The 23,556-nt window shown below is 47.6% G+C and carries 21 protein-coding genes; 14 read left to right on the forward strand and 7 right to left on the reverse strand.

Annotated features, from left to right (window positions below):
• Window positions 1–107: 107 nt before the first annotated feature.
• Window positions 108–2,117: a S9 family peptidase gene (locus tag NST33_RS05470; RefSeq protein WP_339307155.1), complete on the reverse strand. Its 2,010-nt coding sequence runs from the start codon at window positions 2,115–2,117 to the stop codon at window positions 108–110.
• A gap of 394 nt (window positions 2,118–2,511) precedes the next feature.
• Between NST33_RS05470 and NST33_RS05475 the strand changes: the two genes are divergently transcribed.
• The 6 genes from NST33_RS05475 (at window position 2,512) to NST33_RS05500 (ending at window position 6,693) form a co-directional block, all read left to right on the forward strand.
• Window positions 2,512–3,069 carry an STM3941 family protein gene (locus NST33_RS05475; RefSeq protein ID WP_339307157.1) on the forward strand — a complete coding sequence of 186 codons (558 nt, stop codon included), beginning with the start codon at window positions 2,512–2,514 and terminating at the stop codon, window positions 3,067–3,069.
• Window positions 3,070–3,112: 43 nt separating this feature from the next.
• Window positions 3,113–3,979: an aldo/keto reductase gene (locus NST33_RS05480; RefSeq protein WP_339307159.1), complete on the forward strand. Its 867-nt coding sequence runs from the start codon at window positions 3,113–3,115 to the stop codon at window positions 3,977–3,979.
• A gap of 218 nt (window positions 3,980–4,197) precedes the next feature.
• A complete protein-coding gene (locus NST33_RS05485; RefSeq protein WP_026081254.1) occupies window positions 4,198–4,584 on the forward strand; it encodes a GntR family transcriptional regulator in 387 nt (128 codons plus the stop codon).
• Window positions 4,577–5,275 (forward strand): ABC transporter ATP-binding protein, encoded by a 699-nt coding sequence (locus NST33_RS05490; RefSeq protein ID WP_339307161.1) that lies wholly within the window; start codon window positions 4,577–4,579, stop codon window positions 5,273–5,275. The genes NST33_RS05485 and NST33_RS05490 overlap by 8 nt, the downstream gene beginning before the upstream one ends.
• Window positions 5,272–6,012 (forward strand): hypothetical protein, encoded by a 741-nt coding sequence (locus tag NST33_RS05495; RefSeq protein ID WP_339307163.1) that lies wholly within the window; start codon window positions 5,272–5,274, stop codon window positions 6,010–6,012. Before NST33_RS05490 ends, NST33_RS05495 begins: the two co-directional genes overlap by 4 nt.
• Before the next feature lie 180 nt (window positions 6,013–6,192).
• Window positions 6,193–6,693: a hypothetical protein gene (locus tag NST33_RS05500; RefSeq protein ID WP_339307165.1), complete on the forward strand. Its 501-nt coding sequence runs from the start codon at window positions 6,193–6,195 to the stop codon at window positions 6,691–6,693.
• Window positions 6,694–6,837: 144 nt separating this feature from the next.
• Here NST33_RS05500 and NST33_RS05505 read toward each other — a convergent pair whose 3' ends face one another.
• Both NST33_RS05505 and NST33_RS05510 read right to left on the reverse strand, forming a co-directional pair.
• Entirely contained in the window at window positions 6,838–7,722 is an 885-nt protein-coding gene (locus NST33_RS05505) for a WYL domain-containing protein (protein WP_339307167.1), read from the reverse strand.
• The gene (locus tag NST33_RS05510) at window positions 7,670–9,025 is read right to left on the reverse strand and encodes a WYL domain-containing protein (protein WP_339307169.1); all 1,356 of its coding nucleotides are present in this window, start codon (window positions 9,023–9,025) and stop codon (window positions 7,670–7,672) included. Before NST33_RS05510 ends, NST33_RS05505 begins: the two co-directional genes overlap by 53 nt.
• A gap of 262 nt (window positions 9,026–9,287) precedes the next feature.
• On the opposite strand from NST33_RS05510, the gene NST33_RS05515 reads away from it, so the two are divergent.
• The 3 genes from NST33_RS05515 to NST33_RS05525 all read left to right on the forward strand — a co-directional run bounded on the left by NST33_RS05515 (window position 9,288) and on the right by NST33_RS05525 (window position 14,307).
• Window positions 9,288–10,088, forward strand: a complete 801-nt coding sequence (locus NST33_RS05515; protein WP_221818998.1) for a nucleotidyltransferase domain-containing protein — start codon at window positions 9,288–9,290, stop codon at window positions 10,086–10,088.
• Between the two features lie 59 nt (window positions 10,089–10,147).
• Window positions 10,148–11,632 (forward strand): 3' terminal RNA ribose 2'-O-methyltransferase Hen1, encoded by a 1,485-nt coding sequence (locus NST33_RS05520; protein WP_221818999.1) that lies wholly within the window; start codon window positions 10,148–10,150, stop codon window positions 11,630–11,632.
• A gap of 65 nt (window positions 11,633–11,697) precedes the next feature.
• On the forward strand, window positions 11,698–14,307 hold the full coding sequence (locus NST33_RS05525) for a polynucleotide kinase-phosphatase (RefSeq protein WP_339308617.1): 2,610 nt from the start codon (window positions 11,698–11,700) through the stop codon (window positions 14,305–14,307).
• A 140-nt stretch (window positions 14,308–14,447) separates the two neighbouring features.
• On the opposite strand, the gene NST33_RS05530 is transcribed toward NST33_RS05525, so the two are convergent.
• Complete coding sequence (locus tag NST33_RS05530) at window positions 14,448–14,840, reverse strand: RidA family protein (RefSeq protein WP_221819000.1); 393 nt, start codon at window positions 14,838–14,840, stop codon at window positions 14,448–14,450.
• 276 nt (window positions 14,841–15,116) lie between these two features.
• Here NST33_RS05530 and NST33_RS05535 point away from each other — a divergent pair, with 276 nt between their 5' ends.
• Window positions 15,117–15,368 (forward strand): hypothetical protein, encoded by a 252-nt coding sequence (locus tag NST33_RS05535; RefSeq protein ID WP_036606446.1) that lies wholly within the window; start codon window positions 15,117–15,119, stop codon window positions 15,366–15,368.
• 61 nt (window positions 15,369–15,429) lie between these two features.
• Here NST33_RS05535 and NST33_RS05540 read toward each other — a convergent pair whose 3' ends face one another.
• Complete coding sequence (locus NST33_RS05540) at window positions 15,430–16,350, reverse strand: AEC family transporter (RefSeq protein ID WP_017690279.1); 921 nt, start codon at window positions 16,348–16,350, stop codon at window positions 15,430–15,432.
• 121 nt (window positions 16,351–16,471) lie between these two features.
• Here NST33_RS05540 and NST33_RS05545 point away from each other — a divergent pair, with 121 nt between their 5' ends.
• The 3 genes from NST33_RS05545 to NST33_RS05555 all read left to right on the forward strand — a co-directional run bounded on the left by NST33_RS05545 (window position 16,472) and on the right by NST33_RS05555 (window position 19,425).
• The gene (locus NST33_RS05545; protein ID WP_339307171.1) at window positions 16,472–16,987 is read left to right on the forward strand and encodes a mismatch-specific DNA-glycosylase; all 516 of its coding nucleotides are present in this window, start codon (window positions 16,472–16,474) and stop codon (window positions 16,985–16,987) included.
• Window positions 16,988–17,246: 259 nt separating this feature from the next.
• Window positions 17,247–17,822, forward strand: a complete 576-nt coding sequence (locus NST33_RS05550) for a sigma-70 family RNA polymerase sigma factor (protein ID WP_339307173.1) — start codon at window positions 17,247–17,249, stop codon at window positions 17,820–17,822.
• On the forward strand, window positions 17,800–19,425 hold the full coding sequence (locus NST33_RS05555; RefSeq protein ID WP_339307175.1) for a hypothetical protein: 1,626 nt from the start codon (window positions 17,800–17,802) through the stop codon (window positions 19,423–19,425). The genes NST33_RS05550 and NST33_RS05555 overlap by 23 nt, the downstream gene beginning before the upstream one ends.
• A gap of 235 nt (window positions 19,426–19,660) precedes the next feature.
• Here the strand turns inward: NST33_RS05555 and NST33_RS05560 are convergent, their stop codons facing one another.
• Entirely contained in the window at window positions 19,661–20,719 is a 1,059-nt protein-coding gene (locus tag NST33_RS05560; protein WP_339307177.1) for a LacI family DNA-binding transcriptional regulator, read from the reverse strand.
• 114 nt (window positions 20,720–20,833) lie between these two features.
• Here NST33_RS05560 and NST33_RS05565 point away from each other — a divergent pair, with 114 nt between their 5' ends.
• Window positions 20,834–22,153: a glycoside hydrolase family 125 protein gene (locus NST33_RS05565; RefSeq protein ID WP_221819004.1), complete on the forward strand. Its 1,320-nt coding sequence runs from the start codon at window positions 20,834–20,836 to the stop codon at window positions 22,151–22,153.
• A 306-nt stretch (window positions 22,154–22,459) separates the two neighbouring features.
• Here NST33_RS05565 and NST33_RS05570 read toward each other — a convergent pair whose 3' ends face one another.
• Window positions 22,460–23,515, reverse strand: coding sequence for a Gfo/Idh/MocA family oxidoreductase (locus NST33_RS05570; protein WP_339307179.1), 1,056 nt, complete (start codon window positions 23,513–23,515; stop codon window positions 22,460–22,462).
• Window positions 23,516–23,556 lie beyond the last annotated feature (41 nt).

The raw sequence follows: 23,556 nt of genomic DNA on the forward strand, positions 1-23,556 counted from the left end.
CAGCCAAAGCCGCCCGTTGAATTCATAACAGATTTCATTGGACGGCTTTTAGGGTTGAATCCATATCTGGTTATATACTCTGAATTAATAGTCTAAATATTAGTCCGTTACAGGTAATCGTTAAACCATCCGGCAATATGCTCCAGACGGCGTACCCTCAGATGAGGATGACCTCCACGGGACAACTCATGGTTGGCGCCCGGGAAACGAACGAGCCTTGTGGTCTGCTTACGCCGTTTCAACGCAATGAACAACTGCTCGGCCTGTTCAATCGGACACCGGAGATCTTGTTCGCCATGCAAAATGAGCAGCGGCGTGTTCACGTTGCCGACATAAGCGAGCGGAGAGTGCTTCCACAGTTTTTCCGTGTCATCCCACGCGTTACCGCCAATCTGGTCTTCCGTGAAGAAATATCCAATGTCACTTACACCGTAGAAGGATAGCCAATTGGAGATGGAACGCTGGGTAACTGCAGCCTTGAAACGATCCGTGTGCCCGACAATCCAGTTGGTCATGAAACCACCATAGCTGCCACCGGTTACACCCAGCCTGGATTCATCAATGAACTCATATTGGGACAGCGCATGATCTACACTTTCCATAAGATCGCGATAATCGCCACCGCCGTAATCTCCACGACAGGCGTCTACAAACTGCTGTCCGTATCCGAGGCCACCGCGTGGATTGATATATATAACAGCGTAGCCTTGTGCGGCGAGAATCTGGAACTCGTGCATAAATGTAAAACCATACATCATGTGCGGGCCGCCATGAATCTCCAGAATGGTCGGGATTTTGACTCCGTCGACCATACCATGAGGTTTCATGATCCATCCTTGCAACCGCAGGCCATCCGAGGAATTGAACCAGAAGGTCTCTGGCGTGCTGAGATGGATCTCATCCTCAAGCTGTGGATTGCTACGGGTGAGCTGAATCGGCTCTACTCCGGGATTTTCTGGTTGCTCATACACATATAGATCACCAGGATTTTGCGTATCGGCTACAGCAGCAACGATTCGCCCGTTGTCCAACTCTGCAAACTGATAAATCTCCCGTTCGTCAGGCCACATATAGTCGGCACTGCTGCCGTCTCGTGCGAATCTGGCGATGCGGACACTACCATGTATGGTTGCTAGACACAGGATGGAGGAACCATCCCGGCTGAATACAGGCCCTGTGGTTGTCAGATGTGATCGCATGTCGCCGACAATGCTGTGATTCAACTGTACGTCCCAATCGGTGCTCAGACATACGAGCTCACCACCTGATACCGGAAGGGTGTACAGCTTCACAAGCGTGGCATTTCCATAGGAACGGTCACTGGCGAGCAGTGCAATGGATTGTCCATCCGGTGCAAAGGCCAGCCGGCTGAACGTATATCCTTCCGGGGTCAACTGCTGCACATCCGATCCGTCTGCCTTGGCAAGGTACACATGATTGGTTAGGGTGTAATCGTTATGATCCTCGCCATCTTCGGGCAGCTGGGCAATCCATGCAATGGATCTTCCGTCCGGTGACCAAGCGTAGTCTCCAACGTCATAATGACCTGTAGTTACAGGGAGTGGTTCCACATCGATCGGTGCGAGAGCGAAGAGGTGGGAACGTCTACCGTTCCATAATCCGCTGGCATCTGATTTCATGCGAATCCGGTCTACGACATGTTCTTGCAGCAGTTTAGGTCCATCGTCTATAGGATCTGTATGTTCTGATTCCTCATCTCCGCTCATATCCACGGATGATTTCACAAGCAAAGTATGACCATCCGGTGACCAGAGCAGGGAACTGACGCCATGTTTCAGGTGACTGATTTGCTGTGCTTCTCCGCCATCTGATGCGATAATCCACACCTGGGATTTCCCATCAACCTCTCTTAAAAAGGCCAATTGAGACCCATCGGGCGACCAGGCAGGGGAATGATCCTTCTCACCAGAGGTAAAGGGTCTGTCCTTTCCACTCCCCAGATGCAGCAGTCTCAGGTGAGAACAATAACCGTCACGTGCTTCATTCGTTTTCCGGCTTACATATACCAGTTGTCCGCCTTGAGGGGACGGAGTTGGATCATTAACCCATGTAATCTGATAAAGATCTTCCGATGTTATGCCGCGCAGACTGTTCATTGTTTGTCCTCCCACCATGAATTAGAATTGGTTAATTTCCTAACCTTTCCATTTATATTAACGGAAAGCAAGGGACAGGACAATATGACTAAGGATGGGAGGGGAGACATTTATAACAGCGATCGGAAGGTTGTTCTGTCATCGGAGTGGCAAGTGTAAATATTCTTTGTTCAATTCATATAGGTGTGTTAAAAGGATTTGCTCGAAGGATGACGAATCCTATTGTTGAATAAGCGCAGAAATGACGAAAAACGGTCTAAATTTAATGTTTAACATTGGTGAATTTGGTTTAATGTACAATGCAATTCCTGTTCTACATTCAGCTATTTGGTTCATAGCCATTCGTTTATATAGAACTTGTATGATTCAGTCACAATGGAGGAGGAACGTCACGTTGAGCACATCCTATGAGCAGCATGTGGAATATCCAAGCCGGAAACGAATGGCGTGGCTTACGGCAGGGGCGGCACTCTTTGTGGCAGCCGGATTTTTTTTGATTTTTGATCGTTCTTCAGTTACGAATGATTCCATCCTTTCGGATGTGATTGGACTTCTTTCCATTTTGTTTTTTGGGCTATGTTTCTGCTACAGTCTGGTAAAGATGATTAAGAAGGAACCTTCTTTCGTAATCGATGAGGATGGGTTTGTAGATGCATCTTCTTATACCGCAGGGGGAGCAGTGGCCTGGAAAGACGTTGAGAATATTTTTATGTATGAATTAATGGGACAGAAAATGATCGGGGTAAAATTGCGGGACGAGAAAGCCTTTCTGGATCGCCAGAACGGGATGAAACGCAAATTGATGACGGTCAACAGCAATATGGTCGATGCGACCATCAGCGTTGCCCAAAGTAGCCTCACAGTGCCACTGGATCAATTGTATATCATGATGATGAGCCACTGGAGACATGTGAGTGATAACATGATGTATGATTCGTATAATCGTCGTTAGAGAGGTCAGAACGTCCATAAGTCTTCAGAATGGAGGAATATAGATGATGCATGGTAATCCAACACGCACGATTCTACTTCCGGATGGAACTGCCCTGCCTGCGATAGGACAAGGCACATGGAACATGGGAGAGAAGCAATCCAGCCAGAAAGAAGAAGTACGGGCAATGCGTTCCGGTATTGAACTGGGAATGACCGTGATTGATACGGCGGAGATGTATGCAGAAGGTGGGGCAGAAGTTGTTACGGGAAAGGCCATCTCGGGCCATCGTGATGAAGTTTTTCTCGTATCCAAAGTATATCCCCATCATGCAGATCGCAAGCAGATGATTACGGCCTGTGAGCGTAGTCTCACGCGTCTTGGTACAGATCGTCTGGATCTGTATTTGCTTCACTGGCGAGGGGGAGTACCGCTCGAAGAGACGGTTGAGGCTTTGGAACAATTAAAGCAATCCGATAAAATCCTTCGCTGGGGTGTATCAAATCTGGATACAAGGGATATGCAGGAGTTATGGAGTCTGCCGGAGGGGTCTCAGTGCATGGTGAATCAGGTGCTCTACCATGCAGCTTCGCGTGGTATTGAACATGATCTGCTTCCCTGGATGCGGGAACGTAGCGTTCCTGTAATGGCGTATTGTCCCCTGGCTCAGGGTGGCAGACTTCGAAGTGAATTGTTGGAGCATCCAGTCATTCAGGATATTGCACAGGATCGAGGAGTTACGACTTCGCAGATCGCATTAGCCTGGGTGATCAGGGATGGAGATGTGCTGGCGATTCCCAAGGCGGTACAGCTGAATCATGTGGCAGACAATGCAGCAGCAGTGAATATCGTTTTGACACAAGAGGAACTCGCCCGTTTGGATGAGGCATTTCCTGCACCTAAAGGTAAGGTACCTTTGGATATCGTGTAAAATAGATGAAAATACGACTAATAAGTCATGCGGAGCAGATCTACCCGATCTGCTCTTTTTTGTGTCCATGTATCTATACAAACCTACTCCAATAAACAGATAGCCGAAGCTTCCGCAGGACCAAAGCAAAAATAGGTTTTAACAAATGGGCTTTACAACACTATTTCACTAGTGTACTATGTAACTAACACACCAGTACAGAGAGGAGCGAGAGCTTTGTGACTATGGAATTTGATAACAATTTACCAATCTATCTGCAGATCATGCAGTACATCAAAAGACAGATTGTAACCGGGACACTTCAGGCAGGTGACAAAATTCCTTCGGTTCGTGAACTGGCGGCTGAACTACAGATCAATCCCAATACAGTACAACGGACATTTCAGGAGCTTGAGCGGGAAGAAGTGGTTGAAACCAAACGGGGCTTGGGCAGATACGTAACCAGTGAGGAGCGGAAGATTATGACGATCAAAAAAGAGATGGCCGGTGAATTGCTGGAACGCTTTCTGACCGGAATGCAGGAACTGGGGATCGAAGAGCAGGATATCTTATCCATCGTAGCCGATGCCGTTGCGGAAGGAAAGGGAGGAACAACGCATGAGTAACATCCTTGAACTGAACCAGATCAATAAAACATATGGCAATAAGAAAGCGCTCAGTAATATTACACTGGATATTGCTCCAGGACGTATTGTAGGTCTGCTGGGTAGCAACGGTAGTGGAAAAAGTACGCTCATGAAGCTGGTTGCAGGTTTGTTGCATCCGAGCAGCGGAACAATTCAAGTCACAGGTAAGCCTGTTGGGCTGGAGACGAAGGCGTTGGTTTCATTTATGCCGGATCGTCCATTAACCGAAAAGTGGATGAGAGTGCGGGATGGGATTGCGTACTATCGCGATTTCTATGCTGATTTTGATGAGGAGAAGGCGCGGGAGATGCTGGACTTCATGAACCTTGTCGAGAGTGACCGGGTACGGCATCTGTCGAAAGGGATGAATGAACGACTACAACTAACACTGGCACTTTCTCGTAAGGCTCGTTTGTATTTGCTGGATGAACCGATTGGCGGAGTAGATCCGGTTGCACGAGGCAAGATTCTGGATGCGATCGTCAAATTCTATGATGAAGACAGCAGTCTCATCATCTCCACGCATCTTGTGAATGATATCGAACGGATTTTTGATGAAGTTGTCTTTATTCGCAAGGGCGAGCTGGTGATGCGGGAAGAAGTGGAAACGCTCCGTCTGAAATATGGGAAAAGTGTGGATGAGATGTTCAAGGAGGTCTATGCGGAATGATGACATTATTGAAGTATGACTTTAGAAGGAACTGGAATACTCTGCTGGCTGGGCTAGTTATTTTGATTATCGCTCAAGTGGGGCTGTCCCTTTTCGTGTCTGAGGTCACAGGGATTGTGCTTGGCATCATGGGTTATGTTGGAGTTGGTGTGGCTATTTATGTGAAAATGATCAAAACATACACATCCAATATCCGCTCTTATAATCGCCGTCTGTTACCCGTAACGGGCCTATCACATGTGTTGTCTCCTTTGATCTTTGGAGCTCTTTGCGGGTTGGGGTTAGTCATTATATTCGCGACTCATGCCTATATCTATATCTCAATGAAGCTAAGAATGAACATGGCTAGCAATATTGACCTTTCGGGTCTGCATGTCTCGGATTATATTAGTTTGTTGCTGTTTAGCGCATGGGTTATGGTATTCATGACCGTCATCATCTTCCTTTCGATCTCGATTGCAGGCAGCTTCCGTTGGAGAACTGGGCCATGGATCGGCATCGTTGCATTCTTGGTCCTCGTTAATCTGCTTGGCTGGTTGGAAAATATCATTACGACAGGACGTTTTAGTCCAAATGAAATGTTCCGGTACACGGAAGAAAGTACAGGGATCTCGATCACAGCCAATGGCGTATTATGGTCGGACGGCATGTGGGGAAGCATTGTATTTGAAGTTATTGTGGCGGTCATCTTGGTGTGGGCTACCATTTACCTGAACAACAAAAAAGTCGAAGTCTGATAACAGGATAACTTGAACGTGATGCGAGCAACCAGGGTTGCTCGTTTTTTTACATCCAGTAATAATCCATTTTTTGAATCCACTACCATTAATTATACGTATATATAGATATATTGTGTGCTCGATGCGAGATTAAGTTATAGAGAACAAAAGGATATGTAAGGGAAAGGAGAAAGCGTTATGGAACTATACTTCAGGGATAACTTTTTTAACGCAGGTTACACCGAGATTATGAATCCAAATCAGGAACAGGCAGGGCATCTGGATTTGAAAAGTGTCTTTGGTTCTTCGCTCGATGTATCGGATAACAAGGGATTGGTCTGTAGCGGCAAATTTGGCATGTTAACGAATCGTTGGGATATCACTGCAGCAGATGGGAGACATCTGGGTGTGCTTCGGGCCAGGTTCAGTTTCTTTAGTAAAAAGTATGAATATGACGCAGGATCACGAGGTACATATGATGTGTCTGCTCCAGCATTTTCGCAGGAATATGATATAAGCGGCAGTGGTGGCCGCATCGTGGCCAGTTTCCGTCGCACCAGCGGCTGGTTTAGTTCAGGGGCATTTGTATTAGATAACCAGTCGGAACAACTGGACACGTATGAATTAATTGCAGTGGTCATGGGCGTGCACGCGATTAATAAAAGACGGAACTCGGCTGCCAGCAGTGGCGGAACGTAGTTTAGGCGCAAGTATACCAAAAAGGTTTGGATGAGATTCTCCAGACCTTTTTTTCGTATATAGATATAGATATAGATATAGATATAGATATAGATATAGACTTGGCTTTTGAGCAATAGTTATGGTTAACCCAATCTTACAAAATCATTGACCATCTGCTTTCGCAAGGGAGCCTTCCTCACGTTGGCGGTGCTGAACTTCATTGGAGTGTTCGGAATGCATAGCAGGATCTTTTTCCGCATAACGGGCTAATGCCTTCGCAGCTGTTTCGGACATCCGCTCCCGCAGCACTGTGTGGTCAGCGATTCGAACCCGTTTGCCGAGAAAACGCATTTTGGATAAGACGTAATCCATCTCATTGCGCGGAACGGTTAGCTCGATCCGATATGTCTCCTCGGCTTCCAGGTACTCGACCTGCTTCTCGAAGCAGGAGAAGGCATAGAGGATTCGGGACAGCTCCTGATTGAATTCGGGCAGGACTTCAATGGTGATGGTCGTCTTACGCTTCTCCGTTATCGCAGCAATTCGTGCAGTATAGTCAGAAGCGGTATCCGGCTCAACCTGCTGGGCTTCCACGGTAACGATGCTGTGCAGCTTGGTGGACATGAGTTTGTCGAAGCGAGGGGCGTACCAGAGCACATACCATTCTTTTTTGACCATGGAATACTCCAGTTTATAAGGGAAGCCGAATTCATCCTGACTCGTGCGTCCATTGCGGACGCGACCGATCAGTCGAAATCCCTGGTGATGAAGAATGATTAATCGTAACCGTCTAAGAAGTGGATGAGAGACACTGTTTTCTTCGCTTTTGGCTTTCTCGGTCAGGTAATCCTGAAGGTTCAGGTCCTGCTCATCATGAAGCATATTGTGCATTTTATCCAACGTTACAGGACTCAGCGCTTCTCTCGCAGCAGGGTGATTCAGCATCATACGAAGCCAGGCCCTTTCCTGTGAGGTCCAGGTGAACAGTCCGGTTTCATTCAATCGCGTCATCATCTGGTAATTGAACATCTTCTCGAACAGGTTCATAATATTCCGCAATCTCCTTCCATTCCTTGATCATCTCCTGGCGTAGTCTTTGGGGCGCGATTATCTCGCAGCTTGAGCCAAAACTCCGCAACCACGGTTTGATCTCGGTGGTACCATTGACCTGAATTTCGTAGAGAAAGGTATGGTCTGTTTCGGGTATAATCTTGCCCCATTGACCTTGCAGACGAACCCGATCCAGAATAAAATTGCGCTGACCACGCTCCGGGTGGAAAAAGCGAGCTTGAACCGTCACGGTATTGCCCGTATCCACGAGCCAACTGTAGCGACTGATGTCAGTCCAATGTTGCTTCAATTCGAGCATATATTCTTCTTCTATTGAATCTTGTTCCTCCAGCTGTGTGATGCCTTCCATGCGGAATTTCACAAAGCCGCGGCGACCCTGATATCCAATCACATACCAACGACCATACTGATGGTCATAGACCACTTCTAGGGGTACAATCCGGTTGGATCGTCCGCCTGCTTCCCGTTCAAAGCGTGGATTCGTATTCTGTGAACTGTAGCTGGATGGTTTTTTGGGTGAAAAGTACAAGAACTGCACACGTTTGCGCTGGCGAATCGCACCAAGCAGCGTGTAGAGATGAGCTTCATCCAGGATACGAGAATAATAGTGATACTTATAGATATAGGGCTCGGTAGCTTCTTCTTGCGGATAACTTGCCTTAATGGCTTTCTTCAGACTATCCCGCAATAAGTACCCTTGTACGGATGGAACCTGAGTGTTCGCCATCATATCTACAAAATCATATAACTCCAGCTGTTCCTCCACCGTTAATTCGGTAAGGACATCCTGTTGCAAGGCATATCGATATGGTCTGCCACCGGGCTCCTTCCGTATAACTCCAACCTCTTCCAGATACTTCAGATCAGAGCGAATGGTTTTCTCGTCAGGTAACGCCAGATCTTCCGGCAGATCAGCACAGCAGGCATCCAGCAGTTCCATTGCGGTCAGTGCTTTATCTTGTAAGGTATGCAGAAGGACAGAAAGTCGCTGAACTTCAGTCTCTTTCATCGACTTGGCACGGAAGAGGAAGAGCAACATAGGCTCTGCCGACTCCCCGTATTGGAAGCGAACGAGATCTGCCATTTCCCGGCCTGCTTCGGCACTTGAGCGTTGGTCGGCGACGGTCTGCATGATTTCTTTTAATCTGCGATTGGTTTTATCAAAGGTATGTACGGATATGCCAAGCCGCTCGGCATATTGTTTGCGGTTATATGCACCGCTTGTTAGGGATAACATGCGTAAGAACTGAATTTCTTTGTCAAAACTCTCTCTTGCCATGAACATTCACTCCTTGTTATCCCTTCATTGTAGCAGGATGAGCGGCAGGTTTCATTTTAAACTTATGAAGGTAAATGATAATTTAATGAGTTATGGAAGTGATTCGTCGCCATACTTCTGCCATGTTCGTATGATCATGCTTGGGTCATAATGAGGTTATGAGCGAGGAAGGGCAACACGTTTAATCGATCTGGTGAACAATGCGAGAAGGGAATAGGAATCCATGATCCATATTGTAATTTTTTAAAAGGAGGCGACTGACATGACTCATGTTCATGAAGAAATGAGAGATACGATTAGACAACAGCTGAAGCAGATTGAACAGGAGGAGCAAGTTCGGATTATCTATGCCTGTGAATCCGGCAGTCGGGCTTGGGGATTTCCTTCCCAGGATAGTGATTATGATGTGCGTTTTCTGTATGTAAGACCACTGGAATGGTACTTGTCGATTGAGGATAAAAGGGATGTGATCGAACGCCCGATCAGTGATCAGCTCGACATCAATGGTTGGGATCTGCGCAAGGCCTTGAAGCTGTTTCGCAAATCCAATCCACCGTTACTGGAGTGGCTGCAATCCCCGATTCAGTATGATGAACAGTATAACGTGGCACAGCATATCCGTGCACTGTCACCTTTGACCTTCTCGCCCAAGTCCTGCATGTATCATTATCTGAATATGGCAAAGGGGAACTTCCGGGATTATTTACAAGGTGAGCAGGTGAAGATCAAAAAGTATTTCTACGTGCTTCGTCCATTGCTCGCTTGTGGCTGGATTGAACGTTATGATGCAATGCCACCGATGGCATTTGAAGAGCTGGTGCAAGAACTTGTACCTGCGACTACACCGCTATATACGGAGATTCATGAATTGCTGCGCCGGAAAAAGGCGGGCGAGGAACTGGATCTGGAGCCGCAGTTGCCCGCAATACAAGCTTTTTTGGCGGAGAAGATCGAGCATTTTGAACGAATGGCCGGCAAGATGGATAATGAGCAAATTATTGAATTTGAAGAATTGGACCGGATTTTTCGATTTGCATTGCAAGAGGTATGGGGAACTAATTAGGGCTTGATGACAACGGAAATCGTGAAAGAGAATGGAATTGATCCGAAGGAGGAGAATTGATGCATCTGATCTTGAAAGCAAGCGGCGCTGACGTGGGGGTTGTATCCCATTTGTTAGCGAAGAATCCGCTGAATATATATGACCGCGTAGACAAAGGTGTGCGTGTAAGAATGGTGTACACTGCGGCTACAGAGAACGAAACAGAAGTACTGATTCATGCCGAGCCTGATCCTGTGGATCTGGTCAGAGGTACACCTGATGGGTATGACATAACGCAATATATTAACGATCGTGAGTTCGTGACCAGCAGTCTGTTCTGCTCCTACATACGTGCGGCGCTCGGGACGGCCTTGAATGGTAAGCCGAAGGAAGACTATGTGCAGTGGGTGAATCATGCCTTTGAACTGGAACTGAAATTTGGCCCAGTGGCTTCCGATCTGCCCGATAAGGTTGTGGAGGAATTATTCTCGCCATTAGGATACTCCGTTTCGGTGGAACGAGGAGAGCTTTCGTATTCATTTGATCTGAAAAATAGAAGCACGGTTCGCCATATCATCCTGCGTGGTCGTAACACGGTACAACATGCGCTGCGTCAGCTCTTTCTGCTGATTCCAGTGCTGGATAATTACAAACATTATTTCATCAGTGAAGATGAGATCGATAAAATCAAACGATATGGTGAAGGGTGGCTGGATGCTCACCCACTGAAAGAACTCATTGTGAAGCGTACGTTGCGTTTTGCCGAACTGATCCGACAGTATGAGCGACAAGAGGGTGCTTTGTCTGCGTCTTTTGGACAGGAGAGAGGAATAGGCCACATCTCGGAGGCGGTTATTCAGGAGGTTAACGTGGAACATCGAGAAGACGGAGAACAAGAGCAGCGTGGGTCCGAGTCTGTTAGCGATGGCAGCCAATCAGAACCTCCTGTGAGGTTAAACGAGTTGCGTTATCGTGCAATCACAGATGTGGTTGCAGCGTTACCAGTGAAACGGAGCATTGTAGATATGGGAGCAGGGGAAGGCAAGCTATCTGCCCGATTGGCGTACATTCCCGGTGTGGAGTCGATTCTGGCCGTTGAACCTTCGGGCCAGTCACGACTTCGGGCCATGGAGCGCTTCGCGAAGCTCGAGGGTCGTTCTGGAGTGGTGGCTATGCCGGAGCCGATCATCGGTTCATTGTTTTATTTTGACGAGCAGATGCAAAACCAGGACGTTATGATTCTGTGCGAAGTGATTGAGCATATTGAGGAATATCGTCTGAACGGAATTATGGATACAATCATGAACGAATATCAGCCAGATGTGCTGTTGGTCACTACACCAAACAAGGAATATAACGAAGTGTATGCAATGGAGCAGGAAAGCTTCCGTCACCATGATCATCGCTTCGAGTGGACCCGTGCGGAACTGGTTTCCCGGTGTGAGGAATGGACGCAACAGGGGAACTATGCCTATGAAATTAAGGGCATCGGTGAGCATGCAGAAGGCTATGGACAACCTACCCAACTGGTCATTTTTGAGCGGAGAAAGGAGAGTCAATCATGAGTAAAGAAAAGGGTTCTCGCGAAACAACTGGTGCGGGCAGAGGACAGCAGGATCGGAAAAATGGGATGGAGGAAAGACAACGTGAGATTCGTCTACCCCATGCAGGTATCGTTGTTCTTGTCGGCCCGTCAAACAGTGGCAAAAGTACGTTGCTGGATCGTCTCGTTGCAGAAAGCGTCATTCGCCGCACGGAAGGCGTCTCATCCGATCAATTCCGCATGCTGGTTGGAGATGATGAGTATGTGGATTGGAAACACCGTCCCCGCAGCGAAGCGGATGTGATCTATGCGGAGTATCAGCAAGTATCGGCCAAAGCATTTGAAGCGATGGAGGCGATGCTAGCAACCCGCTGCCGTCTGAACAAGTTGACCTGGGTCGATGCTACACATCTGTATCCCGAGGATCGCGAGAAAGTGATTCAGGTGGCAAGGAAAGCTCATGTTCCCGTGATTGCTGTGGTGCTGGATATCCCTGAAAAAGAACTGCTGGAACGTGATGCCCGACGGGATTATCCGCGTGGGCGTCAACGGGTGAAACAACAGGTGCAACAGTTCAAGCGCACATTGCGCTCAATCCGTGAGGATGGCTTTGATGCCAGTTATGTGCTGAAGCAGCCGGATGAGATTACATTTGTCCGCACATCCAATCCGCTGGTGATTGATATGGGTACAGGTATTGATATCATCGGAGATATTCATGGTTGTTACGATGAAATGATGGAATTAATCGTCCGTCTAGGGTATGTTGACGAGGATGGGACTGGTCTGTACCGTCACCCCGAAGGACGCAGATTAGTCTCCGTTGGTGACGTAACGAGCCGTGGGCCAGAATCGTTAAAATGCCTGTTGTTCTGGCAACGACATTGTGCCGCCGAGCTTGCCTACATGATTGACAGTAACCACGGTTGGAAAATTGCGCGTTATCTGGATGGTCGAGACGTGACACTGAGTCATGGTGACGAACGGGTGGAGATGGAACTGCTTCAGCTTGAGCAGGAGCAAGGTCAGGAGACAGCAAAACGAGTACGTGCAGAGCTAAGGACCTTTCTGCTTGATGCACCATCTCATCTGGTCTTTTCCCGCAACGGGGTAAGACAAGTGGTTGTTGCACACGCCGGGATTCGAGATCATTTTATCGGAAAACAGTCCAAACGCATTCAGGATTACTGCCGATATGGCGATGTGGAAGGTACGGATGAGCAGGGTCGGCCTGTGCGCAAGGATTGGTACGTGGATCACAATTCGGGTGAATGCATCGTCTGGGGACATGATCCCCGTCCATATCCTACGATTGTGAATGATACGGTCAACATTGATCAAGGTGTCGTTTTTGGTGGCATGCTCACTGCTTGGCGAATGCCAGAACGTGAGGCAGTCAGTGTTCCGGCGAGGCAGGATTATGCTGGAGATCCAGATAGTCCATTAAAGCGCTGGGAACAGCGGCGTTTTGCTCCGCCCAACATACGTAAGTTCAAGGAGGGTTTCACGGTTCAAACAGCATCCAAGCTTGATGTGTCTGTGCACGGTGAGGTGGCGAAAACGGCAATTGATACGTTTTCCCATTATACTGTGCCGCTGGAAGAACTGATTTACATCCCGCCTACGATGAGTCCTCCGCCGGGTGTATGCTCCGTAGAGGGATACTTGGAGCATCCACAGGATGCGTTCCAATATTATCGCTCACAGGGCGTTACCCGTATGGTTGCCGAGAAGAAACACATGGGCAGCCGGGCCATTTTGCTTCTTTTCCGCGATGAGCAAGCTGCGGTGCAGCGAGTAGGCCGACCGATGCTGGGGAACATTGTGACCCGGACGGGCCGATCCTTTTTTGACCCTTCGACAGAGCAAGATGTGCTTTCCAGATTACATGCGGACTTGACCGTAGACGGTTATTTTGAGCGTCATCAGACGGAGTTTGTATTGCTCGATGCGGAGATTGTACCTTGGAATCTAAAGGCGCGTGAGCTGATTGCTTCACAATATGCACATGTGGCTGAAGCCTCTATGATGGATCGCTCTACGGTGCTGGACAAACTGCGCGAAGCTCAAGCAGCAGGTCGTAACGTAGAGGAGTGGTTGCAGGAAACAGTAGGTAAACTCACTAATGCCGAAACGTTCCGCGATGTATTCCAGAAATACTGCTGGGATGTGGATGATATCGGGGACATTCGGATTGCGCCGTTCCATACACTTGCACATAGCACGGGAGCATTTTGGGAGCAAACCCATGAATGGCATTTGGAACAAAACCGTGAGTTCGCCCGTATGTCGACCTTGATGATGGAGACGGAATATCGCGTGATCGCAAGTGAGGCAGATGAAGCGGATGTCATTCGTTGGTGGGATGAGATTACGGCGGAAGGACATGAGGGAATTGTGATCAAACCTGAAACGTTCCGCGCCTGGAACGGAAATAAAATCATCCAGCCTGCGATTAAAGTACGAGGACGTGCATATTTGCACATCATCTATGGTATGGATTACCTGGCACCCGAGAATCTGTCCCGACTTCGTAAACGTAAAACATCCAAAAAAGAACGCCACGCCTTAATGGAGAGTGCTTTGGGCATGGAGGGGATTGAGCGCTTTATACGCAGAGAGCCAGTGGAGCGAATTCATGAATGTGTGCTGGCAACGCTATCACTGGAGTCGGAGCGGGTAGACCCGCGTTTGTAAATTGTTTAATAAAAAGAATAAATGATGAAGCAGGTGCGGATTTTATCCGACCCTGCTTTTTTTGTGTGTATGAACTTCGTTAAAGTGAATACCTCATCAGGTCGTTTTTCTTAGTGCTGGAGCGTTAGGGATTTTCCGAATCAGTTGGTATGAGCAACGGCGCGAATCTCGATCAGTTGATGAGGGAAGGCCAGACCCGATGTCCCAACCATCGTAACAGCCGGACGATGAGTACCAATGTACTCTTTATACACGGCAACACATGGCTCAAGATGCTCCTGCGGATGAACTAAGAAAATCTCCAGTTCAGCAATGTTCGACTTGGTTACATCGAATGCGGCGAGCACACGATCCAAGTTATCGAGTGTCTGGCGAACCTGTGCTTCAATATCATCGACACCAATAAACGTCCCCTGCATATCATGTGAAAATTGTCCTGCAATGTAGATCGTACCGTTAACACTGTATCCCTGAGCCACACTGAATGCCTCTTCCCACGGGACACCGTGGCTATATATTTGAGCTGTAGACATATATTTCTCTCCTTTGGGAATTCAAGATAAGGTTAGTATAAACGGAGAAAAACGACTTGGGCAGTACGCACTTTCATGACAGTGACTATCCATTAGGATAGTGTAAACACGGTGTTTGTGAGCCTAACGACTCATTCCAGAGAATCTTTATATCAGGATATTTAATTTAGGTATAACTAACTTAAGTCCTATATCCTTCCACTAGAATCTGGGTAATAATGATAGTAGGCAAGTAGTTAATGGAATCTCAGAACGTAACGATAGGGGGTAACCTGTATGGCATCCGTGATTCTGCTGGTGAAACAGACGGAGGACGATGAGAAGGTTATTTATCGATTCGGACCAAATGAGCGAAAGATGGGGCTCATTGAGATGAATAAGATCAAGGAAAGTGTGAAGGAACTGGAACCTGTCCAGGTGGATGGGGTAAGCCCGAGTTTTTTCTTTAACCGAGCCGCGCAGCGACTGGTACGATGTTTATTCAGGGAAGGCGGCAAGTTCCCGGAACGAACGACGTTTGAAACATAGTTTCAGCACCGCAAAAATAAGTCCACAACCCTGCTCATGGGTCATGGACTTATTTTTCATTTTAGAACGTTTTGGCATAAGAAATCAGTGCTGTTATCGTAATGATGTTAAGCAACGTTGAGATCAGCACCGTCTGGGCTGCAAAATCGGGTTCGTTATCGTATTCTTCCGCAAGGATGGATGCGTTGACACCGGTCGGCATACCCGAAGCGATAATGAGTGCCTGTGCAGCGATACCTTCCAACCCAAGCAGAAGCACAATTGAAATGCCGATAGCCGGGCCAATCAGAAGACGCAAAAATGTGCTAATATACACATCAAGACGGTACAGTTGAATTGGATATTTTACAATCTGTGCTCCGAGTGTCAGCAGCGCCACGGCAACCATACTTTGCTGCGCATAGGTTAGCGGCATGGACAGGAACGTAGGCAAGGGAACCTTCCACATGTGTAACAGAATCCCCAGCAAGAGCGCATATGGAACGGGCATTTTAAGAAATCCAATAATCACCGCACGGTAATTACCTTTGAGCTTCGCGCCCTGAATGGACAACACGCCATAGGTGAACGTCAGTAATGCCTGCAAAGACATGACCAGTGCCTGAATGGAAGAGGCGAGTGGATCGCCACGGAATACCAGTGCATTGATGGGCAGTCCATAGTTGCCTGCGTTATCCAGCATAATACTGTTGTTGAAGGCAGCCTTCATGCCTTTATTCATCCGAAGCGAGCGCGCAAATACAGAACCTACAATATAGAGAATTAATACATATATCGCGTAAAAGAGTGTCACGGTCCCAAGCAGTTCGCCCGACATATCCGAGTGGTACATGCTCATAAAGACGGCTGCGGGGGTAATACAATAGAAATTGATTTTGGCGAGTGTGTACAAGTCCAGCTTGAACACCTTTTGCATCCAGGACCCGACGGCGATCAGGAGAAAGACGGGCAGGACGACTTCAAGCATGATGTCTGCAATCATTAGTTCAGCTTCCTTTTTCATGAAAATTTCAATCCGATTTCGAAAATACTTTGCTTATTATATCATTTTATACACACACGAAAGATGTAATTAGTTAAAAAAGATAAGGGGGCTTCCCATCATGATTCCAGATCATCTGGATGTTGGTTTATCGATATTGTTTATTGGTTTCAATCCGAGCATTACGTCTGGAGAGACGGGTCATCATTATGCTTACAAAGGAAACCGGTTCTGGCGCATCCTTGAACGGTCGGGATTAACCCCGCGTTTATATGATGCACAGGAGGATGGAGAGTTGCTGAAGCTGGGATATGGATTCACGAATATTGTGGCCCGGCCCACCAGAGGTATGGAGGATATTACGAAGGAAGAGTACGCAGAAGGACGACAGATTTTACGGCAAAAGTTGGAGAAATACCGACCGGACATCGCTTGTTTTGTCGGAAAAGGTGTATACACCCAGTACAGCAAGCGTACCAAAGTGCAATGGGGATTCCAGGACGAACCGGTCGTCAAGGAGATCCAGGAGTTCGTCGCTCCATCGTCCAGTGGACTCGTGCGTATGTCGATGGATGAGATTGTGGCGATCTATTCACAGCTTGCTGATTTTGTCGGGGAGAAGAACAGGGAAGATTAAGAGACAAATAAGACAGGAAAGGTAAGATAGCAGGAAGAGGTTACCACGGAATGTGTGATTCGGGTTGCCATAAAATTCACCACGAAACCTGTAGAGAATGTGCAGCGGCGATCACAATATGTTGGTACGCAGAGTTCACCCAGTCGGCTTCGCCGATGAGGGCGAATTCTTTTTTTTGGATAAAGTGAGAGGTTTCGGGAACGGCTTCCGTCTATATAGTACAGAACCATGCATGGAAGCTGTAGAGAAGGGGGATTACATGACTCAACAGATACCGGAGGAGGAGCTTATTCAGCGCATTGTTGCAGGGGATAAGCAGTTGTTCTCCGTGCTAGTGGATCGATATAAAAATAAAGTCTACGGCATCATGCGCGGAATGGGCGCGAGTCATCCGGATGCACAGGATCTCGCTCAGGATACGTTCATTCGTATCTATCGTTATCTCCCGTCGCGGCGGGAGGGAAGCAGTTTCTCGTCGTGGGTGTACACCATTGCGGTGAATCGGATGCGGGATTTTATACGGGAAAAGAAACCCGTCATGTCTCCGGTCGATCAGGGGATCGAACCTGTCAGTAATGAAACACCTGAAAAGCGTGTGCTGCATAAAGAGATGCAGCGTGAAATATACCGCCAGCTCGAACAGTTACCTGAATCGTATCGCCTGGTGTTATTACTGAAGTACACAAACGAGTTGAGCTATGAAGAGATTGCAGACATTACAGGTATGAGTTCAACCAAAGTGCGCAATGCCCTTTATCGCGGGAAAAAAACGCTGAGGAAGCTAATGGAACGCAAAGGAGGTTTAGCCACGTATGAAGCCTATTTCAAAGGATGAAGATCGGTTGTGGGAAGAGCATTTGTACCGTGAGGAGCCGGACGCAGATTTTACGCTTAAGGTCATGCAGAAGTTGGATGGCGTGTCTATGGAAAGTGGAGAAGACGAGCATCCATTCGTGAAAAAATCCATGAGAACGCATTGGATGCGTCGGACTGGAATCGCCGCAGCGGCAGTTGTGATTCTTGCCGGAGGAGCCTGGTTTGCTTTTGACCGTACAACAGAGCCACCCTCCCCCTCAGTGAGCGCTGTGGATCGCCCTCCGCTACCGAATATGCCTGTGCCGGAAGCATTGAAATATTCCTATTTTGCGGATGATTATAAACGTCTTAAACCTCTTGGACTTGTGGTTAATCCGAATCTACTTATTGAAGATCAAGGATACAAGCTCAAGATTGAAGATGTGCTGGTGGATCGTTCTCAAATTGTAATGAGGCTGCAACAAACAGCACCTGATGGAACCGGAATGTCAATTTTATATCCTGAAATGGGAAGAATTCATGTCACTGATGAAACGGGAAGAGAGGTTGCGACCCTTGCAAGGGATACCAGAATAAGCAGTGGCTCTCTTGACAAATTTGTATTTCAGTTTCACAAAGATATTCCTGATCAGGTGTTCGTGCGTGGAGAATTAGGACATTTAAAAGTAGGAGTGTTCTATAATTTTGTGACAGAGTCATATGAGGATAGAGACGTTACGGTGGATTGGAGTTTTAAATTCAGCATCGACATGACCAAAGCCAAATTAATGGCTGTTGAGGCTCCCATGAACAACACCTACACTACTCCTGAGGGCTTGAAACTAGATATGACACAGCTTGTACGCACGCCAAACGGGACCCGTCTTGACATGAACATCAGTCTGGAAGATCAACTTCGTGCCAAAGTCGGAGAGAATTGGGCGGATGATATGGATTTAATGTATCATATCGAAATTCCAGAAACGAATGAGTATCGAATTTTTAACGAGAACAGAACCAATGCCCGTCAAGCCAAATTTCGGTTCCGAGATATGAGTAGATTGAGTGAGAATAATGATGGTCAGATGAGGCTTTCTGAGACATGGGACCCTGCTTATGTTACGGTGGATGCGAAGAAAATTCGCTTTGTCCTCGATGGCTACACCATCCCGGTGTGGGAGGAGAAGTCCGTGGAAGTGGATTTGGAAAAGATGCGTAAGGATGCTGAATTCTACACCTACGTACTACAGTTTGAACAATTTGGAGATGAAGTTTTATTTTCCAAATACAATTATTGGCCAGTGCAGCAATCATTAAAGCTACCTGAAAGAAACTTTGAAGGGACCTCTTCTCTTGTTTTGGAGGGATCAGGGACTTTCCAAAATGATATTAACGGAGATCAATGGGTGGCTATAGATCATGAAGGAAAGGAGTATCCCGTTGAAGTGATGGGAACTACGAATCAGCCTAATAAAAACAATGAAGAATACATCGTAGATGATCTCAGGTTGATTATCCATGGTTTTAAAAAAGAGAATGGAACGAAATTCACTTTGAAACGAACCGCAGTTAACCGAGAGGTCCGTGATGTGAATTGGGAAGTGGATCTTCCGTCGTACGATAGCCTGCCTTGGCTGAAATAACCAGTAGTACAATTCTCAGACATAAAGTAAATGAAGCTTCGAATGGATGTATAAGGATGGGTGGATGGATCAGTAGATTTAAGTGTAAATGTACAGGAATATAAGGATATAAGCCTAATATACGAAAAGGCCCTGCATAATGGTATGCGGGGCCTCTTTTGTATGTACCAGATTCACGGAGACAGCAAGTACATAACAAATCCATCTTCAGAAAAGTGCAGTTACCCTTTCCGAATTATGCCGATTCCCTTGGAATCAACGTGGTCGATAACATAACCGTCTCTTTAGGCGTCCCAGGGCGTTCAATCCGGCGCTGTAAAGCCTCCACCGCACGTTGCCCAAGCTCCTCTTTGCACAGATTAACCGTGGTCAGGGGCGGGGAGGACGTAACCGCAGAATGTACATTGTCGATACCGATGACAAGGCAATCTTTAGGCGTGGAGATGCCCATCTCCTGTAATTTGTGCATCCACTGCAAGGCAATATCATCATTAACACCGATCCAGGCATCAGGGCGCTCGTCATCTGGCATATTTTGAATTGTAGTAGCCAACGGGTTAACCCATTCGCCGTTCTCATAAGGAATATTCCATTCCCTGAAGCTGGTAGTGTGACTGGTGTCCACATGAAAATGGTTCAGAGCCAGTTCAATGCCGATCTTCCGCTGCGCGAAGCTGGCAGCACGACCATCATCTGTGATAAGGCCGATCCTTCGGCAATTCATAGACATTAGATATCTAGCCACGGTGATGCCAGCTTCCAGATTATCATGGCTGATTGTATCACAATTCAGCAATGGTTCCTGATGATCTACCAGAATAATAGGCCGACCGGTCTGAGAGAGCCGTTGCAGAACTGTATGAGGAAAAGCCCCCATGACAATAATCCCAGCACATCGTTCCCAGTCCAAATGAGGAGCAATGGCTTTTTCGGGAGAGGTGTTCTCGTCCGTCACTCCGAGTGAGGGAGATACAATCGCATGATGCCAACCGCGCTCATTACAGGCGGAGATCATGCCTGACAGAACACGTTGCCAGTAGTGGGGTTCACCGCGGTTGAGCTGATTCATGCATATGAGAGCGAACGGTGGATCGGACGGATCTGCATGGTTTGCAGCAGGAATATTGTTAGCACCTGGAGTACTTTGGCGATATCCTAAAGCACGAGCGAGTTCCAGAACTCGTGCGCGTGTTGCTTCACTGACACCCGTCTTGCCACTGAGTGCGCGGGAGACGGCATATTTGGATAATCCGAGCTGGTCAGCCAGCGTCTGAATGGATACTTTGCGTGACATATCATTACTCCTTCATTTGACGATCATCTTCTGACACAGTACACTTACAAATAATAATGTTATTATAATTTATCATAACAAAAATAACAATAGAGTTGTAAGGAGACGACATCCATGGAACAGTTCAGATTACCGAAAATCCCTATGCCACAACTGGAATTGCCACAAGCTGTGCAGGATATTCTTACTGAGGCGGACGAGCGTTTGCAACATCGACCGAGATTGCTTGCTCAGTTTCGCAATTGTTTTCCGAATACACTGGAAACGACCACGAAGCTGCTGGATGATGGAACAACCTTTGTGATTACAGGGGATATTCCCGCGATGTGGTTAAGGGATTCCGTAGAGCAGGTCATGCATTATGTTCCGCTTGCCAAGGGTGACGAGAAGTTGCAGCGTATTATCGGAGGCCTAATCAAACGGCATACGTTCTATGCTGATATGGACATCTATGCTAATGCATTCAATGAAACGGCGAATGGATGGCATTGGGATGCCAATGATGAGACGGAGATGTCACCTTGGGTGTGGGAACGGAAGTTTGAACTGGATTCCCTCTGTTTCTCTATGAAGCTGGCTTATACATATTGGCGGGAGACTGAACTTACAGATATATTCGATGAGCGCTTCAAGAAAGTGATGGAGAATATCGTACACCTGTGGGAGACAGAACAGCATCACTCAGAGCGTTCACCTTACCGGTTCATGCGCCGTAATTGTCCAGCCCATGATACGCTGCGTAATGAAGGATTGGGTATGCCTGTGAATTACACGGGGATGATCTGGTCCGGATTTCGTCCGAGTGATGATGCCTGTGATTTTCATTATAATATTCCGGCGAACATGTTCGCTGCGGTAACCTTGCGCCAGATGGGGGAGATCGCGAAGTGGGTGTTCAGGGATGAACAACTGGTAAGCCGGATGGCTCGTTTGGAAGAAGAAATACGACATGGTATTGCCCTGTACGGTACTTACCGTCATCCAGAGTATGGGCAGATTTATGCCTATGAGACGGACGGTTACGGTAACTTTTGTCTGATGGATGATGCGGGCACGCCTGGGCTGATGTCCATTCCGTATATCGAATATGCTTCGATTGAAGACAGGGTGTATCAGAACACACGTCGATTCATTTTAAGTAAGGAAAATCCGTTCTACTATGAAGGGAAGGTAGCCAAAGGTATAGGTAGCCCTCACACCCCTCCGGGATACATCTGGCATATGGCGCTATCCATGCAGGGTCTGACCGCAGACAATGACGAGGAGATGCTAGCGATGATTGAATTGCTGGAGAACACGGATGCGGGTACTGGATATATGCATGAGGGCTTCCACGCCGATGATCCAAACACGTTCACTAGACCATGGTTTGCTTGGTCCAACAGTCTGTTCTCGCAGTTAGTGTACAAGGCAATGAAAAAAGGAATTCTTTAAAATGATGAAAGTTCAAAAAAAACTCACTGCTCGCGAAGCAGCCGTTCCGGTTACGAATCGTTCTTTTGATCGCTGTTATCCCCGGATTTCCTGATCGACTTTTGTAAAGTCGAAATCCGGGGATAAAGGCGAACGCTTTGCTTCTTCAGAATCGATTTCGTTCCCTGCACTACTTTTACTATCGAGCGCGACTGTTTTTGAACGATATCATTTTTAGAATAGGTGAGTAGGTAAAAAAACAAGAAAGCCCAAACTGCTGACTTTGCAGTTTGGGCTTTGCTTATGGTGAAATATACAGGTGCTGCGCTATGTGTTTTTCAGTAGATTGGCGATGAAGACTTTCTGGCCTGTGCGTGCGCTTTCCAAGGAAGCGAGGACCATGGCCATGCTAAACTGGTTATCGCTGCAATCGGTCTCAGGCAGTCGGCCGGATTCCAGTGCGGCGAACATGTCTTCGAGACAGCCGTGATGACCTGTTTTGTCCATGACAGGCAGTTCCGCTTCAATCCGCTCACTTGGCTGGAAAAAGGATGGTTTGCCGTCAGCATCCAGGCTTTGCGCAGTAAGCACCTCAGCATAGATGTCATCATGACCATCCCAGATGGCGGTTCCTTTTTCACCGATTACGCGCCAGCTTGCTTCCCATGATGTGGGTACACCTTCTGCGCACCAGGATCCGCGATAGTTGAATACGGACCCGTCGGACATCTCAAATATACATAACGCCATCGCATTGCCCTGATACCAGGAACCTGGAGGATTGAACTCATGGCAGTATACCGATACCGGGTTGGCTCCGAGAATATATCGTGCCTGATCAAACGTATGTATCGCCATATCGAGCAGCAGCGGACTATCCATCAGGTCTCGGAATCCGCCGAAGTGTGGCCCGAGGAAAAAGTCGGCTCCGGCATAACCTACCTGCCCTATAGCTCCGCCGGAAATGAGATGCTGATAGGCGCGGATACGCGGATCGAAACGGCGATTCTGCATGACGGCTTGAATGCGTCCTGTGCTGTGAGCGGTTTGCACAATATCTGTGCAGTCGGAGAAGGACTCCGCAAGGGGTTTCTCGCCAAAGACATGACACCCTTTCTTCAGCGCTGTCATGGCAATGCCGTAATGACTCGCCGGAATCGTGACATCGAACACGATATTTGCACCGGTCGCTTGAATGGCCTCGCGGATATCGGTGAACGTAGGACAGGTGAGACCATGTCTTGCAGCGAAAGCAGTGGCTGTCTGTTCATACAGATCAACCAGCCCAACGATTTCCGTATCCGGTCTTTGCAAGGCATAGTCTGCCCACGTATTGGCCATGGCGCCACAGCCAGCGATAATTACCTGATAAGCATGACTCATCGTCTCATCTCCTTCGCATGGATTGTGTTATACAGCTCGCA

The organism is Paenibacillus sp. FSL L8-0435, assembly GCF_037965655.1.
Taxonomy (GTDB): domain Bacteria; phylum Bacillota; class Bacilli; order Paenibacillales; family Paenibacillaceae; genus Paenibacillus.

Coding starts and splice junctions, on each gene's coding strand:
- NST33_RS05525 (WP_339308617.1), top strand. CDS start 11,698: ATGGAGGAAAGACAACGTGAGATTCGTCTACCCCATGCAGGTATCGTT.
- NST33_RS05530 (WP_221819000.1), bottom strand. CDS start 14,840: ATGTCTACAGCTCAAATATATAGCCACGGTGTCCCGTGGGAAGAGGCA.
- NST33_RS05510 (WP_339307169.1), bottom strand. CDS start 9,025: ATGGCAAGAGAGAGTTTTGACAAAGAAATTCAGTTCTTACGCATGTTA.
- NST33_RS05470 (WP_339307155.1), bottom strand. CDS start 2,117: ATGAACAGTCTGCGCGGCATAACATCGGAAGATCTTTATCAGATTACA.
- NST33_RS05495 (WP_339307163.1), top strand. CDS start 5,272: ATGATGACATTATTGAAGTATGACTTTAGAAGGAACTGGAATACTCTG.
- NST33_RS05505 (WP_339307167.1), bottom strand. CDS start 7,722: ATGAACCTGTTCGAGAAGATGTTCAATTACCAGATGATGACGCGATTG.
- NST33_RS05570 (WP_339307179.1), bottom strand. CDS start 23,515: ATGAGTCATGCTTATCAGGTAATTATCGCTGGCTGTGGCGCCATGGCC.
- NST33_RS05565 (WP_221819004.1), top strand. CDS start 20,834: ATGGAACAGTTCAGATTACCGAAAATCCCTATGCCACAACTGGAATTG.
- NST33_RS05550 (WP_339307173.1), top strand. CDS start 17,247: ATGACTCAACAGATACCGGAGGAGGAGCTTATTCAGCGCATTGTTGCA.
- NST33_RS05480 (WP_339307159.1), top strand. CDS start 3,113: ATGATGCATGGTAATCCAACACGCACGATTCTACTTCCGGATGGAACT.
- NST33_RS05540 (WP_017690279.1), bottom strand. CDS start 16,350: ATGATTGCAGACATCATGCTTGAAGTCGTCCTGCCCGTCTTTCTCCTG.
- NST33_RS05520 (WP_221818999.1), top strand. CDS start 10,148: ATGCATCTGATCTTGAAAGCAAGCGGCGCTGACGTGGGGGTTGTATCC.
- NST33_RS05515 (WP_221818998.1), top strand. CDS start 9,288: ATGACTCATGTTCATGAAGAAATGAGAGATACGATTAGACAACAGCTG.
- NST33_RS05490 (WP_339307161.1), top strand. CDS start 4,577: ATGAGTAACATCCTTGAACTGAACCAGATCAATAAAACATATGGCAAT.
- NST33_RS05560 (WP_339307177.1), bottom strand. CDS start 20,719: ATGTCACGCAAAGTATCCATTCAGACGCTGGCTGACCAGCTCGGATTA.
- NST33_RS05545 (WP_339307171.1), top strand. CDS start 16,472: ATGATTCCAGATCATCTGGATGTTGGTTTATCGATATTGTTTATTGGT.
- NST33_RS05535 (WP_036606446.1), top strand. CDS start 15,117: ATGGCATCCGTGATTCTGCTGGTGAAACAGACGGAGGACGATGAGAAG.
- NST33_RS05500 (WP_339307165.1), top strand. CDS start 6,193: ATGGAACTATACTTCAGGGATAACTTTTTTAACGCAGGTTACACCGAG.
- NST33_RS05555 (WP_339307175.1), top strand. CDS start 17,800: ATGAAGCCTATTTCAAAGGATGAAGATCGGTTGTGGGAAGAGCATTTG.